17 protein-coding genes and 1 pseudogene are annotated in these 18,736 nt (G+C 51.8%); 4 read left to right on the top strand and 14 right to left on the bottom strand.

What is annotated here, in order from left to right; all coding sequences use genetic code 11:
* Positions 1 to 217 precede the first annotated feature (217 nt).
* A complete protein-coding gene (locus Dvar_RS02855; RefSeq protein WP_419660222.1) occupies positions 218 to 1,225 on the top strand; it encodes a PilZ domain-containing protein in 1,008 nt (335 codons plus the stop codon).
* Positions 1,226 to 1,305: 80 nt separating this feature from the next.
* Here Dvar_RS02855 and Dvar_RS02850 read toward each other — a convergent pair whose 3' ends face one another.
* The 8 genes from Dvar_RS02850 to Dvar_RS02815 all read right to left on the bottom strand — a co-directional run bounded on the left by Dvar_RS02850 (position 1,306) and on the right by Dvar_RS02815 (position 10,337).
* Entirely contained in the window at positions 1,306 to 1,848 is a 543-nt protein-coding gene (locus Dvar_RS02850) for an EAL domain-containing protein (protein ID WP_419660221.1), read from the bottom strand.
* Entirely contained in the window at positions 1,838 to 4,732 is a 2,895-nt protein-coding gene (locus Dvar_RS02845) for a response regulator (protein ID WP_419660220.1), read from the bottom strand. Before Dvar_RS02845 ends, Dvar_RS02850 begins: the two co-directional genes overlap by 11 nt.
* Positions 4,733 to 4,734: 2 nt before the next feature.
* A complete protein-coding gene (locus Dvar_RS02840) occupies positions 4,735 to 5,244 on the bottom strand; it encodes a YfiR family protein (RefSeq protein WP_419660219.1) in 510 nt (169 codons plus the stop codon).
* 74 nt (positions 5,245 to 5,318) lie between these two features.
* Positions 5,319 to 7,349 (bottom strand): TonB-dependent receptor plug domain-containing protein, encoded by a 2,031-nt coding sequence (locus Dvar_RS02835; protein ID WP_419660218.1) that lies wholly within the window; start codon positions 7,347 to 7,349, stop codon positions 5,319 to 5,321.
* Positions 7,350 to 7,658: 309 nt separating this feature from the next.
* Positions 7,659 to 9,344 carry an ABC1 kinase family protein gene (locus tag Dvar_RS02830; RefSeq protein WP_419660217.1) on the bottom strand — a complete coding sequence of 562 codons (1,686 nt, stop codon included), beginning with the start codon at positions 9,342 to 9,344 and terminating at the stop codon, positions 7,659 to 7,661.
* Positions 9,345 to 9,445: 101 nt separating this feature from the next.
* Entirely contained in the window at positions 9,446 to 9,688 is a 243-nt protein-coding gene (locus tag Dvar_RS02825; RefSeq protein WP_419660216.1) for a hypothetical protein, read from the bottom strand.
* Positions 9,689 to 9,919: 231 nt separating this feature from the next.
* On the bottom strand, positions 9,920 to 10,159 hold the full coding sequence (locus Dvar_RS02820; protein WP_419660215.1) for a hypothetical protein: 240 nt from the start codon (positions 10,157 to 10,159) through the stop codon (positions 9,920 to 9,922).
* Between the two features lie 4 nt (positions 10,160 to 10,163).
* Positions 10,164 to 10,337, bottom strand: coding sequence for a rubredoxin-like domain-containing protein (locus tag Dvar_RS02815; RefSeq protein WP_419664059.1), 174 nt, complete (start codon positions 10,335 to 10,337; stop codon positions 10,164 to 10,166).
* 337 nt (positions 10,338 to 10,674) lie between these two features.
* Here Dvar_RS02815 and Dvar_RS02810 point away from each other — a divergent pair, with 337 nt between their 5' ends.
* The 3 genes from Dvar_RS02810 to Dvar_RS02800 all read left to right on the top strand — a co-directional run bounded on the left by Dvar_RS02810 (position 10,675) and on the right by Dvar_RS02800 (position 12,800).
* Entirely contained in the window at positions 10,675 to 11,526 is an 852-nt protein-coding gene (locus Dvar_RS02810) for a thymidylate synthase (RefSeq protein ID WP_419660214.1), read from the top strand.
* Between the two features lie 377 nt (positions 11,527 to 11,903).
* Positions 11,904 to 12,365, top strand: coding sequence for an Hsp20/alpha crystallin family protein (locus Dvar_RS02805; RefSeq protein WP_419660213.1), 462 nt, complete (start codon positions 11,904 to 11,906; stop codon positions 12,363 to 12,365).
* A gap of 30 nt (positions 12,366 to 12,395) precedes the next feature.
* A complete protein-coding gene (locus Dvar_RS02800; protein WP_419660212.1) occupies positions 12,396 to 12,800 on the top strand; it encodes an Hsp20/alpha crystallin family protein in 405 nt (134 codons plus the stop codon).
* A gap of 109 nt (positions 12,801 to 12,909) precedes the next feature.
* Here the strand turns inward: Dvar_RS02800 and Dvar_RS02795 are convergent.
* The 6 genes and pseudogenes from Dvar_RS02795 to Dvar_RS02770 all read right to left on the bottom strand — a co-directional run.
* Positions 12,910 to 13,152, bottom strand: a pseudogene (locus Dvar_RS02795) (sigma 54-interacting transcriptional regulator); the annotation flags it as partial.
* A 261-nt stretch (positions 13,153 to 13,413) separates the two neighbouring features.
* The gene (locus Dvar_RS02790; RefSeq protein WP_419660211.1) at positions 13,414 to 14,496 is read right to left on the bottom strand and encodes an acyltransferase family protein; all 1,083 of its coding nucleotides are present in this window, start codon (positions 14,494 to 14,496) and stop codon (positions 13,414 to 13,416) included.
* Positions 14,493 to 15,383, bottom strand: coding sequence for an efflux RND transporter permease subunit (locus Dvar_RS02785; RefSeq protein ID WP_419660210.1), 891 nt, complete (start codon positions 15,381 to 15,383; stop codon positions 14,493 to 14,495). The genes Dvar_RS02790 and Dvar_RS02785 overlap by 4 nt, the downstream gene beginning before the upstream one ends.
* 1 nt (position 15,384) lies before the next feature.
* On the bottom strand, positions 15,385 to 16,548 hold the full coding sequence (locus Dvar_RS02780) for an efflux RND transporter permease subunit (protein WP_419660209.1): 1,164 nt from the start codon (positions 16,546 to 16,548) through the stop codon (positions 15,385 to 15,387).
* Positions 16,518 to 17,381, bottom strand: coding sequence for an efflux RND transporter permease subunit (locus Dvar_RS02775; RefSeq protein WP_419660208.1), 864 nt, complete (start codon positions 17,379 to 17,381; stop codon positions 16,518 to 16,520). The genes Dvar_RS02780 and Dvar_RS02775 overlap by 31 nt, the downstream gene beginning before the upstream one ends.
* The gene (locus tag Dvar_RS02770; protein ID WP_419660207.1) at positions 17,378 to 18,736 is read right to left on the bottom strand and encodes an efflux RND transporter periplasmic adaptor subunit; all 1,359 of its coding nucleotides are present in this window, start codon (positions 18,734 to 18,736) and stop codon (positions 17,378 to 17,380) included. Before Dvar_RS02770 ends, Dvar_RS02775 begins: the two co-directional genes overlap by 4 nt.

The following is an 18,736-nucleotide window of genomic DNA, read 5'->3' as shown; positions in this document are numbered from 1 at the left end:
CAACCCTCTGGATTAAGACAGAATCGTTTTTATCCATTGTAACCAATCCGACGCCAAAAGGGGCGATACGCTCCTTTTGGTAGGGTCCAATTCAAAGTGCCGACAGTCCTGATCGCCCTGACCGCTTACCACATCGCCGTTCGTTTTTCCTCCGCGAATAAAAAGGCACAAGCAAAACCTGTGTGCATCTTTGCCACCATCAACAAAAGGCTGGTTTATGATGAAAAATATTGTAGTCGTCGACAACGATGCAATCATGCTCCACACATTTGTCGGTTTGCTGAAAAGCCATGGCGGATTCCTGACCACCATCCCTGCGGCCAGCAGTAAAGCAGCCCTTGCCATCCTGGCCCGGGAGACCGTTCACATCTTGATTGCCGGTCTGCACATATCCGAAATGGACACGTTTGAACTTTTATCCAAGGTTACAAAAAGCCATCCACAACTCCGAGTCATTGTACTTACCAATAACGCCTCGGCCATGTTCCGCACCAATATCAAGCAGATGCCGTCGGTTGTTCATTTTGATCAGGCCCTGGACATCAGTTTGCTCACCAAACGCATTTTTACCGAATTGCAGATCGATTATGGCGGCCAGATTCGGGGAATCAGCTTATCTTCTTTTCTACAGATGATGGAGCTTGAAGGGCGTTCTTGCTGCCTGCAGGTGACCGCCAAAGGCAAAGTCGGAACCATCCATATTGTAGATGGCAAACCGGTGGCCGCCAGCATGGGATTACTGCGGGCCAAGCCTGCAGCCTTGAATATTCTCACATGGCAGAACGTATTGATCGATATCGACTATGCGCCCAGGGACGTCACACGGGAAATGACCACCCCGCTTATGAATCTGCTGCTGGAAAGCGGACGGATGGTGGATGAAAAGCAGAGCCAACGTGCCAATCTGCGCAAACACGACCGGTACGACTGCCTCGTCGGTGTGGACTATGATATCAGCGACTGGATCTATCAATGCTATATGCGCGACATCAGCGAAGGTGGCGCGTATATTGAGACGGAACAATCCGTCAAGGTCGGCCAACGGCTGGTCATGTCGCTTTCCTCGCCGGTGTTGGAGCGTTCCTGCGCCATCCATGGGACCGTGGTGCGCCGTGATCCGGCAGGCATCGGGGTACGCTTCGATGAACTAACGCTGCAGCAAAAGCAAGTCATTCGCTCCCTGATGGAGTCTCGTTGTTCACCCATTGTAACGCCTTCCCCATGACCGTTCAAAGGAAACCAGAAACATCGCAAGCCCGCCGGTCTGAACGGTTTAGGCAAAAGTAGGCATTGCCCCCCTTTGACTCAGAGCACGCCTTGGGCTAACAGTGCCGAAAATTCATCAGGCGGGATCGGATGTTTAAAAAGATATCCATGGCCCTCATCGCATCCTAATTCTTTCATCATTTCAAATTGGGTTTCGGTTTCAATCCCTTCGGCAACGATACGTTTGCCCATACTGTGCCCCATGGCAATAATCGCTTTGATGATGATCAAATTTTTCGGTTCGGTGGTACATCCCATAACAAAGGAGCGGTCGATCTTAATCGTATCCACGGGAAAGGACGTCAAATAGCTGAGCGAAGAATAGCCGGTCCCAAAATCGTCCAGAGCGATCCTGAGTTTCAAGTCCTTGAGTTCCTGCAGTGTAGCGATGGTGTCCTTATCATCCTGCATCAACACGTTTTCGGTGATCTCGATCTCGAGATTCAGGTTCTGATCCTGCAGGCCGGCAATAGCATCGCTGATCGTGTTGATGATATTCTGGTTGGACAACCGATATCCTGAAAGGTTGACGGCAATAATGATTTGGGTCTGTGTTGCGTATTCTTGATCATCAGGTGCCAATTTCTCCTTGCAATATCGTTTTCACCTGCTTGTACTCAGCCACGATGGCCGGTACTAAAACTTTCGCCGACGTACCGGCATGCTGCCTACAGTCCGCCTCCAGTTGACGACTGTACTCACTCAGCTGCATCGCTCCGACATTGGCACTGCTGGACTTGAATCGATGAGCGATAAAACGGATGTCCTCAATTTTGTTTTGGGCCAGCGCCCTCTCCAGCAGAACGATCTGTTCATCCCCTCCCCCCAGAAAGGTCGTCACCACTTTTTTTATAAAATCGGGTTCTCCTTCGATCTGGAGCTCCTTGAGTGCATATAAAACAGAGAGCTGCACCGCTTCACCCCCCTCGGCGGATGATTGCGCTGTTTTCTCGGTCCCGGGATCTGATGATGGTAATGCATCGGCCGGCACCCGATCCGCATCCGCGCCCCACCGCTCAATCATGGTCCGCATGGCAACAGCCTGGAAGGGTTTACTCATGTAATCATCCATTCCAGCAGCCAGGCATTTCTCTTTATCCCCTTTGAGCGCATTGGCCGTCAGTGCAATAATTGGAATATGCCGGCCCGTTTTGTTCTCTTTTTCCAGACCACGGATTTCCCGACAGGCCTGGTATCCATCCAAAACCGGCATCTGGCAGTCCATGAAAACAAGGTCATAATGCTGCGCCATGGCCGCCTCGACCGCTTCCCGTCCATTGGCCACCACGTCTACCCGGCAGCCGAGTTTTTTGAGCATGCCGCGCACAACTTCCTGATTGGTAGCATTGTCTTCGGCCACCAACACGTGGTAATCGAGTCCGGGGCATTGCTCTGCAATCGTATAGTGGGTGATCAACGGCTGCGGCTGGCGGTTTGATTTGCCGCTGATGACGTTCACCAGCGTGGCCATCAGGTCGGACTGGCGCACCGGTTTGGTCAGATAGGCGGAAATCCCGCATTTTCTGGCTTCTGACGCATCGCCACGCATCCCTACCGATGTCAGCATAATCATGGCCGTATCCGCGATCCCCGGCGTTTGTTTGATCTGCTTGGCCACGGCCATACCATCCATTTCGGGCATATCCATATCCAGAACGACCAAATCAAACGGGGTTTCATGCGCTTTGGCCGCTGCCAGTTTGGCAATCCCATCCATCCCCCCGTCCGCGCTTTCCCCCTTCATGGCCAACGATGCGGTCTGGTGCAGGAGGATATTCCGATTGGTTGCATTGTCATCAATAATCAGCACGCGTCGTCCCTCCAGGATGGCCACTTCCTTCGCGGGATTACGCTGTTTGTGTTTTTCGCTACGCGGCATCTCAACAGAGAAGAAAAAGGTGGAGCCTTCACCGGGCTGGCTCCGGCAGTCCATCTGGCCGCCCATGAGGGTGATGATTTCCGATGAAATCGCCAGCCCCAGGCCGGTTCCGCCATATTTGCGGGTGGTGGACCCATCCGCCTGGGAGAACGGTTTAAACAGCCGCTCAAGATCCGACTGGCTGATTCCGATCCCCGTATCACGGGTGGCCACATCCAACATCACCCGATCATCCGCTAAACGGGTCGTCGATATACTGACCACCACTTCACCGTTTTCGGTAAATTTGATCGCATTGGAAACCAGGTTGGTAAGCACTTGACGAATTCGCGTCGGATCACCCTTGAGGTAGGCATCCGCCTCTTCTGGAAACACCACGGCCAGCTCGATCCCCTTGGCATGGGCCCGCGACGCCTGCAGCTGGGTCACATCATCCACCAAAAGACGCAAATCGAAATCAATCGTTTCCAGTTCAAGCTTACCCGCCTCGATCTTGGAAAAATCCAGGATGTCATTGATGATGTTGAGCAGCAACTCACCCGATTTTTGAATCGTATTGGCAAATCGTTGCTGCTCTTCTGCAAGGGGAGTCTGCAGCAGCAACTCGGCCATACCCAGCACACCATTCATGGGCGTTCGGATTTCATGGCTCATGTTGGCCAAAAACTGGGATTTTGCCCGGTTGGCGTCTTCGGCGGCGGCTTTGGCCAATTCAAGAGAAACAACCATAGACTCCAATTCATTTTTTGCCGCAGAAAGATCCGCAGTGCGTACTTCAACCCGTTTTTCCAGATCAGCGCTGTAATCTTTGAGTTCCTGGTCCCGTTTGCGAATCTCGTTGATCATGTCGTTGAAACGGTCAATCAGAATACCAAATTCGTCATTGCTAGGTTTGGGGACCTGGACGGAATAGTTTTTCTCTTTTATCACCGTTTCGATGGAATCAACCAGGCTGTAAAGCGGTCGGGTAAATACTTTCTGCATCAGGGTGGACAACAGCAGCACAACCATTAACGTAACCAATACGGTATATTGCACCACCTGATAAAAGGAATTCAGCCGAGCATGCATCTGTTGCATGTTATCGATCAGATGGATCGCCCCCACGATTTTTTTGTTCACCGTCACGGGCCGAATCACATGCAAATACCCGTCGGCCATAAATGACAGTCCTGTTGGCGATAGCAGATGGCGAATTCGCGTGCGTTTATCCGGATAGCGATCCACCAAGGCGCCAACTTGAAATGAAGCATCCCTTGAAGGAGAATCGTATCGGCTAAAAGCCTGCCCATCCTTGTCGTATAAAATGGCGGCGACGATGGTTTCCCTGGCGGATAAGGTGGACAAATCCTCCTCGGCAGTCAGGGCGTCATTGAACAGCAAACTCGCCCCCACATTCAGGGCAAACACATCCGCCATTGAACGCATTTCAATAACAATGCTTTCCCTGGAACTGACCTTTTCGTTGATGACCAGCGCCGTGGTCACCAACAGGAGGGTCACCACGGCAGTCAGGCTGAGCAGAATCAGCAGCTTGTCCTTGATCGAAAAAAAAGGTTTTGACAGCTTGAAAAAACGTTCGGACATGATCAGTCATCCAATATGATCGCTAATTTGAGCAGCCGGGAGCTGATTCGAAGCCCCCCTCTTTTGGCCCGCGAAGGCTCGATCTCGAATTTCAAACGACCGCTCTTACTAAAAAGATTTATAATTCCACCAAGATTGATAAAGTTCGAGGTTTCACCAACGGTCAGCACCGGCTGAAGCTTTGTTGCCGCAAGTGCAGTGGTCAGGTCATCACGGTCCACATCATGATCAAAAAACATGATATGACATTTATCGACCATTTCGGTCGGTTTCATCAATCGAACGCGAATTTTACGGGTGCCGACCTGCTGTCCATCAATGTTGCGAAACGCTTGCCATGTTTTTTGGCCGCCATAGACGTGCAAATCGATTGGTGCGGTGTCATCCCTGAACGCATCATCCGGCCAAGTGGTAAACCGGGCAAAATTCAGAACAAACGCCGCCTTAAGCGCAGCGGGGTCCATGTTGCCGGCACTGGCGGGCACGGCGCCAAAAAAACAAAACAGGAGCAAAAATAAAAGCAGCCTCGAAAAACGGAGCCGGCCCACTATCCACACAGTATGCCCTCGTTTTTTCATCAACATGCTTAAAATCCGTAAGAAATTTTTGCGTAAACACTGCGGGGCACGTCAGTAGGCCTCGAATAGGCCTCCTGAACGAATTCCAGGTGGTTGCTGTCGAGTAAATTCTGTCCCACAATAGACAGTTCAAGCGATGGTATGGGCCGCCAGGCCAGCCTGAGGTCGAGGGTCAGATAATCATCGATGGCGTAGAAATAATCCGCATCGTCCACGTTGACCGTGGTCGCATCATCCATGTAACGCAGCCACACGTCCAGATCGACATCGGCGTGGAGCTTTACCGCCGAGCGAAGGGAAATCTGGTGTCTGGGCGCCCGACCCAATTGATTCGAGTCCTCAAAATTGCATTCCAGATAGCTGTAGGCCAGGTCCAGCTTCAGCCAGTTGCGCGCCTGCCATCCCACGGCTGCTTCACCGCCATACGTGTGGGTGGAATAGTTATTACCGAGATTCACGGGTTGTTTGATATATGTCCCTTGGAATGTCGGGGTGCCTGTCTCGGCGGATCGATGGTTGTCATAGTCATTGTAAAACAGGGCCAGGTCCAGGGAAAATACCGGATCGGGCAAGAATCGATATCCGAGTTCATAGGCAATCAACGCTTCCGCCTCGAAATTTTCATTGCCGACCAGTGTCAAGGCGATGGGTAAAGGCGAACTGCTGGAAGGCGGTACAACATCATTGACCAACGTTGAATCACTTTCTATGCGTGACGGCGTCCGTACGGCACGCGATACAGCAGCCCATAGTTTGTGTTCATCGGCAGCAGCCCAAAACAGGCGACCGCTGGGCTGCATCTCAAAGCCGGTGTAATCGTTATGCTCAAACTTGGACCCCAGTGTCAGCCACAGGCGGTCCCTGTAAAGGGTAATTTCATCCTGCAGGAAAACGCTGAACAGCTCGTCGGTCCGCGTCGTTGGATCAAGGGTAATGATCGAGGTATTGCCGAATTCGTCATTGGTCCAATAATAACGTGCGCCCCAGATGATGTTGTTCCGCTCACCCATCCTGAAGTGATGCTGAATGTCAAGGTCGAATGAATCCCGCTCCTGATCGGTCCACGCCTCCTTACGCCGGCTGCGGTCATAATAGGCCATAAGGGTTAGATCGGAGGTAGATGAGAATGTCCGCTGCCATCGACCCAGCAGGTTACCGCCGGACACATCCGTTTCATCGTCCACAGTCGATATAAAAGGAGGGGTTGTTGTGGGCAGGTATAACTTCTGGTCGATATCCCCATCGTAGACGTCTCCCTGTACCGTCAGGCCATCGCTGGCATTTAGCCTGGAATCGAACCGAAATCCGCCCTGCCGCATGCCCCATTCATCACCGGCGTCTTCACCGTCGATGAATTCAAATTCACCGCGTTCAAAGCCTTTGGCATATACCCGATAGTAGGAATCGGTTCCGATTCGCCCACCATAGCGTGCCTCGGCAAAGACTTTTTCAATGCTGCCGCCACCGGCCGACATGAACGCACCTTGGGTATCTGCCGCCGATTTGGTAATGATGTTGATGACGCCGTTGACCGCATTGGCCCCCCACAGGGTTGCCCCCGGTCCACGAATGACTTCGATCCGCTTGATATCCTGCAGCATGATATCCTGGACTTCCCAATACACACCCGAAAAATAGTGGGTGTAGACACTGCGGCCATCCATCAACACCAACAGCTTGTCGGAAAATCGACTCGTTGAACTCCGGCTGTTGATCGCCCATTTATTCGAATCGATACGGGTTACGTTGAGTCCCGGCACCATTCGCAACGCATCGGCTATGCTGGTCACCCCGGATTTACGCAGATCATCATTGGTGATGACAAAAATGGCTGCGGCACTGTCGGACAGATGCTGGGCTTTTTTGCTGACCGAGGTCACCTGGATGTTCATCAACTCCTCGATGCTCATCTCGGTTAGATCCTGGGTTTGAGCCATCCCCAGCCGGGATAGATAAAATAGCAAACTGAATGTGGTAAACAACATCATCAAGCCTTTGCCGATGATATCGAGAGTCCTATCGGATGCTGATTTCGTCATTGTTTATTCACCTTTGGGTGGATGGTAACGGTTGGATCTATTTGTGCGTATCGATCGCCCATCAAAAACCATTGGATTGGCCTATTCTGTGGACAAGCATGGTATAAAAAATTGCGAATATCAGATCGCGCCAAAGGGGGCATTTCAGTTTTAGGAAGCCTTATCCAACATGAAGCAGGCCGGAGGCCACTTGAGCAACAAAATCGCTGATCCGCCGGACAGCAATGGGCAACGCTTTAGTAGAAAAATATATCGGTAAAGGCAGGCAAGGACTTGAGTTGTGCGGAAATTCTTCAGCAGTGCAAGGGGCTACATTTTTCCAGATCGAATAATAGAAAAAAATAGCCACAGGCCCAGCACGGTCGCAATGATATACCCGCTAATGCCGAGCAGGTCGGTGAGCGAGATCGTTTGCGGCCCAAAAAAATCGACTTTAAAAACGAGGATTTTTCGGGTGGAGTTAAGGATCAAGGATGCAGCGATCAGCGAAGCGGCGGTCACAATACCAAGGGTCAGGCGATTGAGGCTGTTTTCAACTTTTTTGGAGGGGTCTTCCAGCCCGGCGTGGGAGATTTCGAACTGCGGTGCTTCGGTAGCCAGGCGCTTGAACAGACCGTGGGCCAAATGGGGTACCTGGCGCAAATAACCGCCGAACAGTTTGGCGTCCCGTCCCACGTTCTTGATCACTTTGTGGGCCTCGAGGCCTTTTTGCAGCAACCGCGTGGCATAGGGCTTGGTGACCTCCAACAAACTGGCATCCGATCCCAGAATCTTGCCCAGGGCCTCGGTCTGAATAAAGGTTTTAAAAAGCAGCAGTAAATTGCGGGGCAGCCGGATACGGTACTTGAACACCAGGCGCATCACCTGATCGTAGACATCCTTGACCGAAATGGTTTTCAGCGAGCGGCCGTAAAAGGGCTCGGCCATGTCTTTGAGATCCGTACGAAAATTCTTCATATCCATGGCACGTGGATTGACCAGACCGGCGGACTCGAAGGCTTCCATGACCATGTCGTAATCGTGCTCGGAAAACCCGAGAAACAGATGGGCAATCTGCATCATGGTTTCCTCGTCCAGGTAGCCGACGATACCGAAATCAACCAGGCTCACCCGGCCATCGGACATCACAAGGGTATTGCCCGGATGGGGATCGGCATGAAAGATACCGGCCTCCATGAGCTGACGGGAAAAAGACCGCAAACCGATCATGGCGACTTCCTTGGGATCAATCCCCTGGTCCTTGATCTCCTGCACACGGTCCATTTTGATGCCGTCAATATGCTCCATGACAAGGATCGAGCGGGATGTGTAATCCCAGTGGACTTTGGGGATGTATATTTCATCAACGTCCTGGAAGCTTTTCGAAAAACGTTCGATATTGCCGGCCTCGATAAGCATGTCCAGTTCGCGAAAAATGGTGCGCTCGAATTCCTTGACCAGATTTACCGCCCCCACCACACGGCCCAGGTCGAAAGTGCGCTCGAAGCGGGCGGCGAAGTAATACATCACCTGAATGTCTTTGCGAATGCGCTTTTCAATGCCGGGCCGGATCACTTTGACAGCCACCTTTTCACCGGTCTTGAGCCTTGCCGTGTGCACCTGTGCGACGGAAGCGGCAGCCAGCGCGGTTTCCTCAATGCTTGCAAACAACTCCGGCAAGGATTCGCCCAGTTCGGTCTCGATCAACTCGCGGATGCCATCAAAGGGCACTGGCGGCACCTGGTCCTGCAGCTTGATCAACTCGTCGATATATTCCGAAGGAAACAGGTCCGCGCGGGTGCTCATGAGTTGTCCGAGCTTGATAAAACTGGGACCTAACTCTTCCAATGTCCGCCTAATGCGGACGGGATCAGGGAGCCCGGATTTGATCCGGGTCGTGGTGCGTCCCTTCATCCGGTCGGCAATTTCTCCCATCCCATGTTTGATCAGCACCCGAGAAATGAGGCCGAAATGACGAATTCCGCGGATCCGATTGCTGGAGAAGGGAAAACGCATATGGGAAATCCTTTGTTTTAAAGGTAGACAACGATAAAAAAGCACTTTTTGGGCAAAAGCAAGCAGGCGGTTGGTATTACAATCTGCCTGCGGATTAGGACCTATTCAGCATCCTCATCGCTGCCAACCGGTTTCCATTTATCGGCAATTTTTTCAAGCATACTCTCGTCGGCCACATAGCTTTCAACCAAACCGCAGTCCACGCATACGTAGTTATCCAGGGCAGCCAGGGCTGTGAGGGTGACGGGAATCGAGTTGCTGCCAAAGGGACCGCTTTTAAGTGGCAGATCCTTCGCAAAATAAATATTCGTAGATCCGCATTTGGGGCATCGGCCCTGTTTCATGCTGGTTCCTCCATGATTTGCAATTAAGGTAAAATCGAAATGGGAATTGGTATATTCAGTTGTTATGCCGCAATCCATAGGGTGTGTCAACGTACAGAGATCATCCGGCCAGGGTGCCCGCATTTGAGTCACCTGATCTGGTCGGCAACGATCGAGTTGAAAATGAAAAAATGTCAAAGGCCAAAATCCAAATGCGGTGACCCTGATCATCCGGTATGGCTTCGGTTATTTTCAAAATTCAAGGGCCGGCAATAATCGCCCCCTTGCCTGCCACTGGGCCAGCACCTTGATCTGGTTCAGGATCTGGGGTTTGCGATCGATGACACGAGCGAGCGTTGCATCCGGTCCAAAAATATCGATCCGCTGCGAAACCGCTTGCCTGACAATCTTGTAAACCGGGCTTTTGGGGTTCAACTGAGCGTCTTCACACAAAATTGCCATGATCTGGGCCATGGCCTGGAATTTGTTCATGGTACTAGAACTCCTGAACCCGGACTTCAAAAAAAATACGACTGCATTCGCAGATGGGGCAACTAAATGGAGGTGATGTATCTGCTTTCACATAACCGCACAGCCTGCATTTCCATGTCACGGCCTGATCCCGTTGAAATATACGGCCCTTTTTTATCAGGTCCAGTAAGGAGTACATGTTTCTGTTGTTGGACTCCCCGGTGTAAGCCAGTAGCAGGTTCTTTTCGGTCTGAGATCCTTTCAGGTCCATGCATGGCTCCCTTCTAATCAGTGTCGATCCATAAATGGCCAATTCGCCTGATATCGGGCTTTTTACGAATCCGTCAATTGTGACTTATTATGATGGATCTGATCATATCAACCTTTTTTTGCCAATGCCCGATTTGTCGCAATCTTTGATCCATTCCTTTTTCCTTGGTTATTTTTGAATGGTTTTCAGATCGGATAAATTACGCTAAAATTAAGGGCACCTTCTGATTAACCTGAAGCTTGGATAACAGGGAGTCTGATCTTCGATGAAAGAATATTTAGCGCTTTGCAGGCGGGTCATCGACGAAGGCGTCTGGATCGAAAACACCCGTACCGGAAAACGATGTATAACGGTTATCAATGTAGATCTTGAATATGATGTCAGCGATGGCACCTTACCGGTATTGACCACCAAAAAATTGTTCTGGAAACCGGCCATTGCCGAAATGCTGGGCTATCTGCGCGGTTATCAGAGCGCCAAACAGTTTCGCGAGCTTGGATGCAATACATGGAATGCCAACGCCAATGAGAATGCCCAATGGCTGGCCAACCCGTTTCGCGAAGGCGACGATGACATGGGGCGCTGCTATGGGGTGCAGGGCCGGGGATGGCACAATCCAGAAGGCAAAAAAATCGACCAGTTACGTAAAATTGTCGATGATTTGTCCAAGGGCATCGATAACCGGTGCGAAATCATGACCTTTTACAATCCCGGTGAGCTGGACCGCGCCTGCCTGGCCCCTTGTATGCACACCCACACGTTCAGTTTGCTGGGAGAGCATTTGTATCTGACCAGCTATCAACGCTCGGACGATCTGCCCCTTGGGCACGGATTCAACCAGGTTCAGGTAGGCTGGTTGTTGATGATCATGGCCCAGATCACCGGCAAAAAAGCGGCCAAAGCCTATCACAAAATCGTCAATGCACACATCTATGAAGACCAGCTGGATCAGGTGAAAAACATTCAGCTCAAACGCACGCCCTACCCACTACCAAAATTGAAAATCAATCCGGACATAAATTCACTGGACGATCTGGAAACCTGGGTCACGCTGGATGATTTCGAATTGGAGGGATATCAACACCATCCGCCCATTCCTTATGCATTTTCCGTATAAAATGCTTCAAAGAAAGGTTTGCCTATGTTTTTGTCTTTTATTCTGTTAATGGATTCATCAGGTCAACATTACTTATATTGACATTACATATTAGATAAAGATCCGAGGTCTCGCTGATTATTGGGTTCTGTTTTCCGCTAAAGGCAACCATCTCCATAACCCCCTTCCTTATTGAAAGTGCCCAATCAGATCATTCACCCCAAGGATTAATCCTCACCATCTTCTTGTAATCATTAAACATTATATACAGCCATCACAATTTTGCCAAAAAGTTAAAACAAATGCCCCCACGCCCTTGACAAGACTATTTTTTATATTACTTTAATTTCAAAAATTTTTTAGTAATTAAAAACAGAAAAATAAGGGAGGTAAAGACCATGTTTGCAAGAAGACTTTTTGATTTTCCGTCCGTAGGCTGGAGACACCCGTTCGCCGATTTCGATCGGCTGTCCCGTCAAATGGATCAACTGACCCGACGTGCGATGGGAAGGCCGGGTTTGGCCTGGCAGCCGGCCAGGGTATTCCCTGCAATCAACCTGACCGAGGACAAGGACAATTTTTACGTGCGCGCAGAGCTTCCCGGATTCAAGGCCGATGCATTGGAGATCAGCGTTACGGGAAAAAACCTGACCATCACCGGTGAGCGGAAAACATCCGCTGAAGGAGAAAAGATCCGCTACCATCGCAAAGAACGCGATGCCGGTAAATTTTCCCGTGTCATCGGACTGCCCGCAGATGTCGATGCTGACAATGTGGCCGCCAAAATGGTCAATGGTATCCTTACCATAACCATCCCCAAGGCAGAAAAAGCCAAACCAAGGCAAATCACAATCAATTAAAGACTGTTTTATTGAAGGGAGGGATGAGAAATGACTGACCTTAAAGAACTTCAGGTAAAAAACAAGCAAGAGGTCGCCAGCCCGGCGGAGCAGACCAGACCCGGCATCATCTTTACACCGGAGGTAGACATTTTCGAAGATGAACGTCAAATCACGCTGCTTGCGGATATGCCTGGTGTGGCCCCCGAAGACATCACTATTGATCTGAATGACAGCGTGCTGAGTCTTACCGGAGAGGTTAAGCCTTTTAAGGATGACAACGAGAAGAATGTTATCGTTGAATTTGAAATCGGCAGGTATGCCAGGCAGTTTACACTTTCAGAGGCAATCGACCAATCGAAGATCGAGGCCAAGCTTGATGACGGTGTGCTTCGCTTGACGCTGCCCAAGGCTGAAAAAGCGATGCCACGCCAGATTGCGGTCACCGCAGGCTAAACCCCATACAAGGTGATTTGATTATCGTTTAAGAAAGCAGCATCGCATCACATGGATCGGCTCGTTTATCCCCGGCCTGGACATCGGGTCCATGCCGGGGAGGCCTGTTTCATCCCACACAAAATCGTTTTTTCTTCACCATCTCTTCCAGGTTTCGATTGGTGGCGGCAATAATCCGTATATTCAAGAGAATCGTCATTGTCCCGCCAACCCGTTCAATCTCCCTGATCTGCAGAACGCTCAGGAGTCTCAGTCTCACCTGCGCAGCCGGTGGCAGCCCACCGATTTCATTCAGCAAAATAGTCCCTTTGTCAGCGCGTTCAAAGCATACTCGTTTTTGCGCAAGCGCTCCAGTAAGCCCCCCCTATTGGAAAACGCTTCGGCACGCTTTACAAACCATACAGAAAGAATGGAAAATAAATTTAGAGCCTGTTTGGTAAATCCGTCTAAGGCCCGCTAACGGCGTTGGAAAAGGATGCTTTGGAAAAAAAGAGAAAGGAAATCGTAAAATGAGTGACGCACAAGAAAAAAGTGAAGACCGTAAAATGGGAATCAAAATGCAAATTGCCACATTATCAAGACTTCTGGGAATGATTCCATCACAGGATTCGATTCAAATCCACGAAGCGATGACCCAAAACAATATGGATTTATCAGATTGGCTCAATGCAACAAGGAAGTCATTCTTGGAATTATCGCTTTTGATCAGTGAGGAACTGGATATTGGGTTGCAATAGTTGTGGCGATATTGGGAAAATATAACGGTAAAAGACATCAGGCCAACAGCTACCCACTCCCACCAATGCTTTGCGAGTGCGCCGTCAGTTTTGAAGACACTGCGGTCAATGCCGATTGCCCCGACCGCAGTGCCCGTTAGGAAGTACACCAGGTAAAGCAATATCCGGCCAGCCTGTGCATGAAAGGGCCCGTGGCCAATCCACCGCAGCGGCCCGAAAATGATTGCAACAGGCAGGTACACAATTATTGAGATTCCAAGCAGTACACCAAAAAACGCTACGGGGCGACCAAGAATAATATTCAACTGACCTCTGAAAACACCTCCAAGGAGGGGAGTTACTCGGTACAAAAAGGTAGACAGGCAGTTGAATGCCAGTAGCAGCCACAAGAACCAGAGCGGGCCGGCAGTTCCAAAGCCGGATCGGACCATTCCGAGCCAAAATACACCATAGCTGGTGTCCTTTTCAGTAATCCGCCCCAATTCAAGCAGCGCGGGGTAGTATGCCAGGGGAATCAGGAAAAAAACACCGATGACAAAGGGAAGGCCAAGCCTTTTCAGGCGATCTCCAAAGTATTTCCGGCCACCCTTCCTTACCAAACTCTGCCAAACAAATATGCCGGAAACAAAAAACAGCAGCGACATGGAAAACGTTTCGTTTAACGCCACAATCATATCAAATCCGATCCAGCGCTGTTCGTCTACGACCGGATTGGAGTTCGCGATCGGATTCTCAAAATTGATGAAAGCAGATGTGGTGTAGGCGAGAGACGCATGAACGAACAACACGAGGATAATAACAAATGCACGTAGATAGTCGAACTCGACCTTCCGCCTAGATACGTCCGTCAAACCGTGTGTTGCACGTGCTTCAGCCTGTTTATCTTCAACCCTATGAATCGTCATGAAAGGGATACTGCAGGAAATGGAGAGCAAAATGATCATAGGATATATTTTCATGAAAAACCTCCCGACTGAGCTTCCACCTGTCGAATGGAATACTCGCTCTGGCTGATATCCGGTTGGTGCAGCTTTGAAATGGCCTCATTCAGTTTACGGTTCCGATTCCGGGCCGGCTCCACGGCAACCCGTCTGGGCCAGGTTCCGCGATGCAGCCGATACAACAGCAGCCGCAGATCATTTAAAATCGCCATCAGGCTGGGGATCAGCACCAGGGTCAGCACCGTGGCGAAAATGACCCCGGCCGCCAGAGATAAGGCCATGGGAATCAGGGACTTCGCCTGCAAGTCCTTTTCGGCAATCAGGGGCAGCAGACCTCCCGCAGTACTGATGGTGGTCAGAAAAATCGCCCGGAATCGCCTCGCCCCACCCTTGATGATGGATTCAAAAAACGCCATGCCGGCGGCAAGGTTTTCGTTGACCCTTTCGATGAGTACGATGGCATCGTTAACCACCACGCCGGCAAGCGCCACGATGCCGAAAAGGCTCATCATGGTAAGGTTATACCCCAGTAGGATATGCCCGAACACCGCACCAATGATGCCAAAGGGGACCGTGAACATGATGACAAACGTCTGGGCGTAGGACCGGAACATGCTGGCGATGATGATAAAAATACCTACCATGGCCAGGGGAAACCCGATGAAAAGACTCGCCAGGGCTTCGCGTGTTTTTTTCTGTTCCCCCTGCAGCGCCACACGCAGCCCGGGATAGCGGCTTTTCATCTCCTTGAGAAAATCGGTCTTGAACGCGGCGAAAATTTCATTGGCATTGGCTCGGCTGGTATCCACATCGGCGCTGACCGCTACCCGCCGCATACCGTCGGTACGAACAATGGTGGCGTAGCCTGGCGCAAACGTGATATCGGCAACTGACGTCAGCGGCACCTCATGGCCCTGGGATGTACGTATCCGCATCCGCCGCAAGAGAGGTGAGGCGTCGGCGCTCATTGGTAGTATAGCGCACTTTGACCCGGATATCATCCCGGCCACGCTGCAGACGCGCGGCTTCATCACCAAAATAGCCGGCGTACACCTGCCGTGCCAGGTCATCCACAGTGAGCCCAAGCGTGCGGGCCTCGGGTTTGAGCGTCAGTTGCACCTCATTTTTCCCCGGAGCATAATCCGAGCGGATCTGGTAAACACCGTCGATGCGGGACAGCCATTTTTTCAGATCGTCGACAGCGGCCAGGATGACATCCATTTCGTGACCCTGGATCCATACCTCGATGGGGGATCCCGGCGGACCGGCCTGATGGCCTTCTACGATCAACGATTTGACGCCCGGAATCGGTCCGATCTCTTTTTCCCACGCCACCATCAGGTCTTTGGAGTGAATGCCGCGGCGCTGGGAAGGCAGCAGTGTGGCCTGGGCCGATCCTAAATGCGGGCCTGTTCGCGGAATGTCCTCCAGCGTCTGGCCCACCAGAAATATGCGATCCTTAAGCAATGGCTCGCCGCTTCGGGTGTCGGTCTTTTCGGCCAGTCGCAGCAGGGCATCGTCCACCCGGCGCAGGGCGTCTTCGGTGACGTCCGCCGGGGTGCCTTCGGGAAATTCAAGGCTGGCCGTCATGATATACCCATCAACGCCTGGAAACACTTCAAACTTGACAAATCCACCGCGAACCAACCCAAAAGTCAAAAAGAGGATGGCAACAGCAGCGCAAAACGTAATGTAACGCCAGTATAGGGCTTTGCTTAAAAAGGGGGCGTAGATGCGGGCCACGAGCCATTCCATGCCCCGGTTGGTCAGGTCGTGGATCTGGCCCATGGCGCGACTGATCGGGCTCAATTTATGGTGATTGATATTGGGATCCGGCAGATGGCTCAAATGCGCAGGCAGCAGAAAGATGCATTCCAATAGAGAAATGGTCAGACAGGCGATGACCACCGCGGGCAGGATAGCGATGAATTTTCCCATGACGCCGCCCACATAGGCCAGGGGCAAAAAAGTCACAATGGTGGTGAGCACTGCGGCTGTCACCGGCATCCCCACCTCACAGGCCCCCTCCACCGCGGCTTTTAGCGGCGGCAGGCCGCTTTGGCGATGCACGTAGATGGTTCACCGTTGATCAGGGCTTTGATGGGGTCTTCGGTAAAACCGTCATTGATGACGGCCAGGCGGTCCAGGGTGATGATTTCGCCCCCGGGTCTGGCCATGACCACGATTTGAGACAATTCCTTGTCCGTATATTTACGACCGACGGTCCGTACGCGGATCTCTTCGCCCTGGCTGCGAATGGTGCCGCCGGCCAGGTTAAGATTACTGCGGCGCACAACGTTTACCACCTGGTCAAAGGTCAGGTTGTATTCTCGCAGCCGCGCTTCGGAGACCTCGATGGCAATCTCATAGTCGCGAGCCCCGAACACCGTGACTTGCGACAGCTCCGGGATCTGCTGAACGTCACTTTTAATCCGCTCGGCCCACTCCTTGATGCCACGTTCGCTCATATCGCCGGAAAGATACAGGATCACCACCGGCTCCTTGACGGTGAGCTCGGTGATAACCGGCTTTTCGGCATCCATTGGAAAGGTGGAAATCGCATCCACCCTGGCCCGCACCCGCTCCAGGACATCGCCTGTATCATAGTCCGCTTTTACCTCTACGATGGTCACGCCTGTATTTTCCCGGGACTCGGTGGTGGTCTGCTTGACCCCCTCCAATCCTTCAAGGGATTCCTCGATTGTGAGACTGATGCCTTCTTCAACTTCTTCGGGATCAGCGCCCGGATATGCTACGGAAATCGTGATGATGTCGACTGAGAATTCAGGAAAATTTTCCCGGACCATGGAAAGGGTCGCGATTGTTCCGGCCATGAGAATCAGCACCAGGAAGATGTTGGCAAAAACACGATTGCCGGCAAAAGCAGCCAGAATGCGCTTCATGACGACCTCCTTAATGTATCCACATTGGTAATTTCCAGGAGGATATTTTCCAAAGGATCGGCCAGCCGGGTGGAAACCACCAGATCTTCCGGCTGGAGCCCTTCCGATACAATCGCCGTGTCACCGTCAACGCGTGCCACCGTGACAGGTACAGTGGTAAGGCGGCTGTCCTGGATTTTGTAGACGGTATTTTTATAACTCACGGCCCAGCTGGGCAGACGGTAGATATTGTTGAGCGTCTTTCCGGGAATATCCACCGAGCAGAACATCCCCTCCACTACCGGCAAACCCTTTACGTCGTTTACGGCAGCATCATTCGAATCGATTCGAACGGCTACGGTGAGGGTGCGGGTTTGCTGGTCAAAACGCACCACACGGTGCAGGCGTCCCTGCCATGTGATGCGGCCATCCGCTTCGGTCCATCGGATGCTGCAGATCACAGGTACCAGCCCGTTGAACCAGGCTGTTTCCCCCCGTTTACGGCTGCCGGCAAACTGCAGCCACTGGCGGGCATCGCGGCTGTCCAGGGGGACATGGATCTCCAGTGTGGAATCATCGGCCAGGGTAAGCGCCTTCTGGCCAGGGGCCACATACTGCCCCTTCTCGATCGATACCGATTTCACCCGGGCATCGAAATCAGCCGCCACCGTGCAGCGCTCGAGATTGGCAACCGCCAGCGACGATCGGGCCCGGGCCGAGGCGAGACTGCTGAGTGCTTCCCTGATTTGAATGGGATACAGCGCCAGGGCCTGGTTCAGCTGATCAACCTGGTCCATGGCCGCGTTGAAGGCTTTTTCGGCTTTCTCCACATTGGAACGGGTACCGACCTTATCTTTGTGAAAAAGGTCCCGCAATCGGTGAAATTCCATTTCGGCCAGCTTTCGGTTGCGCTGCAATGTACAAAGGCGCTGCCGATCGATCGCAAACTGCTTCTTAAGGCGCCGAATGGTGTTTTCCCATTGGGTTTCCACTGCACGCGCTTCTTTCACAGCGGCCTCATAGTTACGGGGGTCGATCCGAAACAGGGTTTCCCCCATGGGGATGATCTCCCCCTCGTCCAAACGGGGATGAGTCTCTACGATCGTCCCGGAGACTGCCGGCGAGATGGGCACCACGGTAAGGGCGTGGACCTCTCCATATCCCGTGATGCGCACCGGCGCATCAGCCGGCTGCGCCCGGATGGCCTCCACCTGCAGGGCGTACTCCTCGTTTCTGGCTGTGGCGGGCGGTTTTTTCATGCCGGCCAGCCCTTTAATGCCGATAATACCGGCAGCCAGAATGAGTATGCACGTCAGGATGCGGAAGATAATGTTTTGCAAAGGTCGTTTGATATTTTCATGATTCATGTCTTTCAT

Source organism: Desulfosarcina variabilis str. Montpellier, assembly GCF_048565275.1.
Classification (GTDB): Bacteria; Desulfobacterota; Desulfobacteria; order Desulfobacterales; family Desulfosarcinaceae; genus Desulfosarcina; species Desulfosarcina variabilis.
Note: the sequence above shows the minus strand (reverse complement) of the source record. Positions and strands in the feature narration are given on the sequence as shown.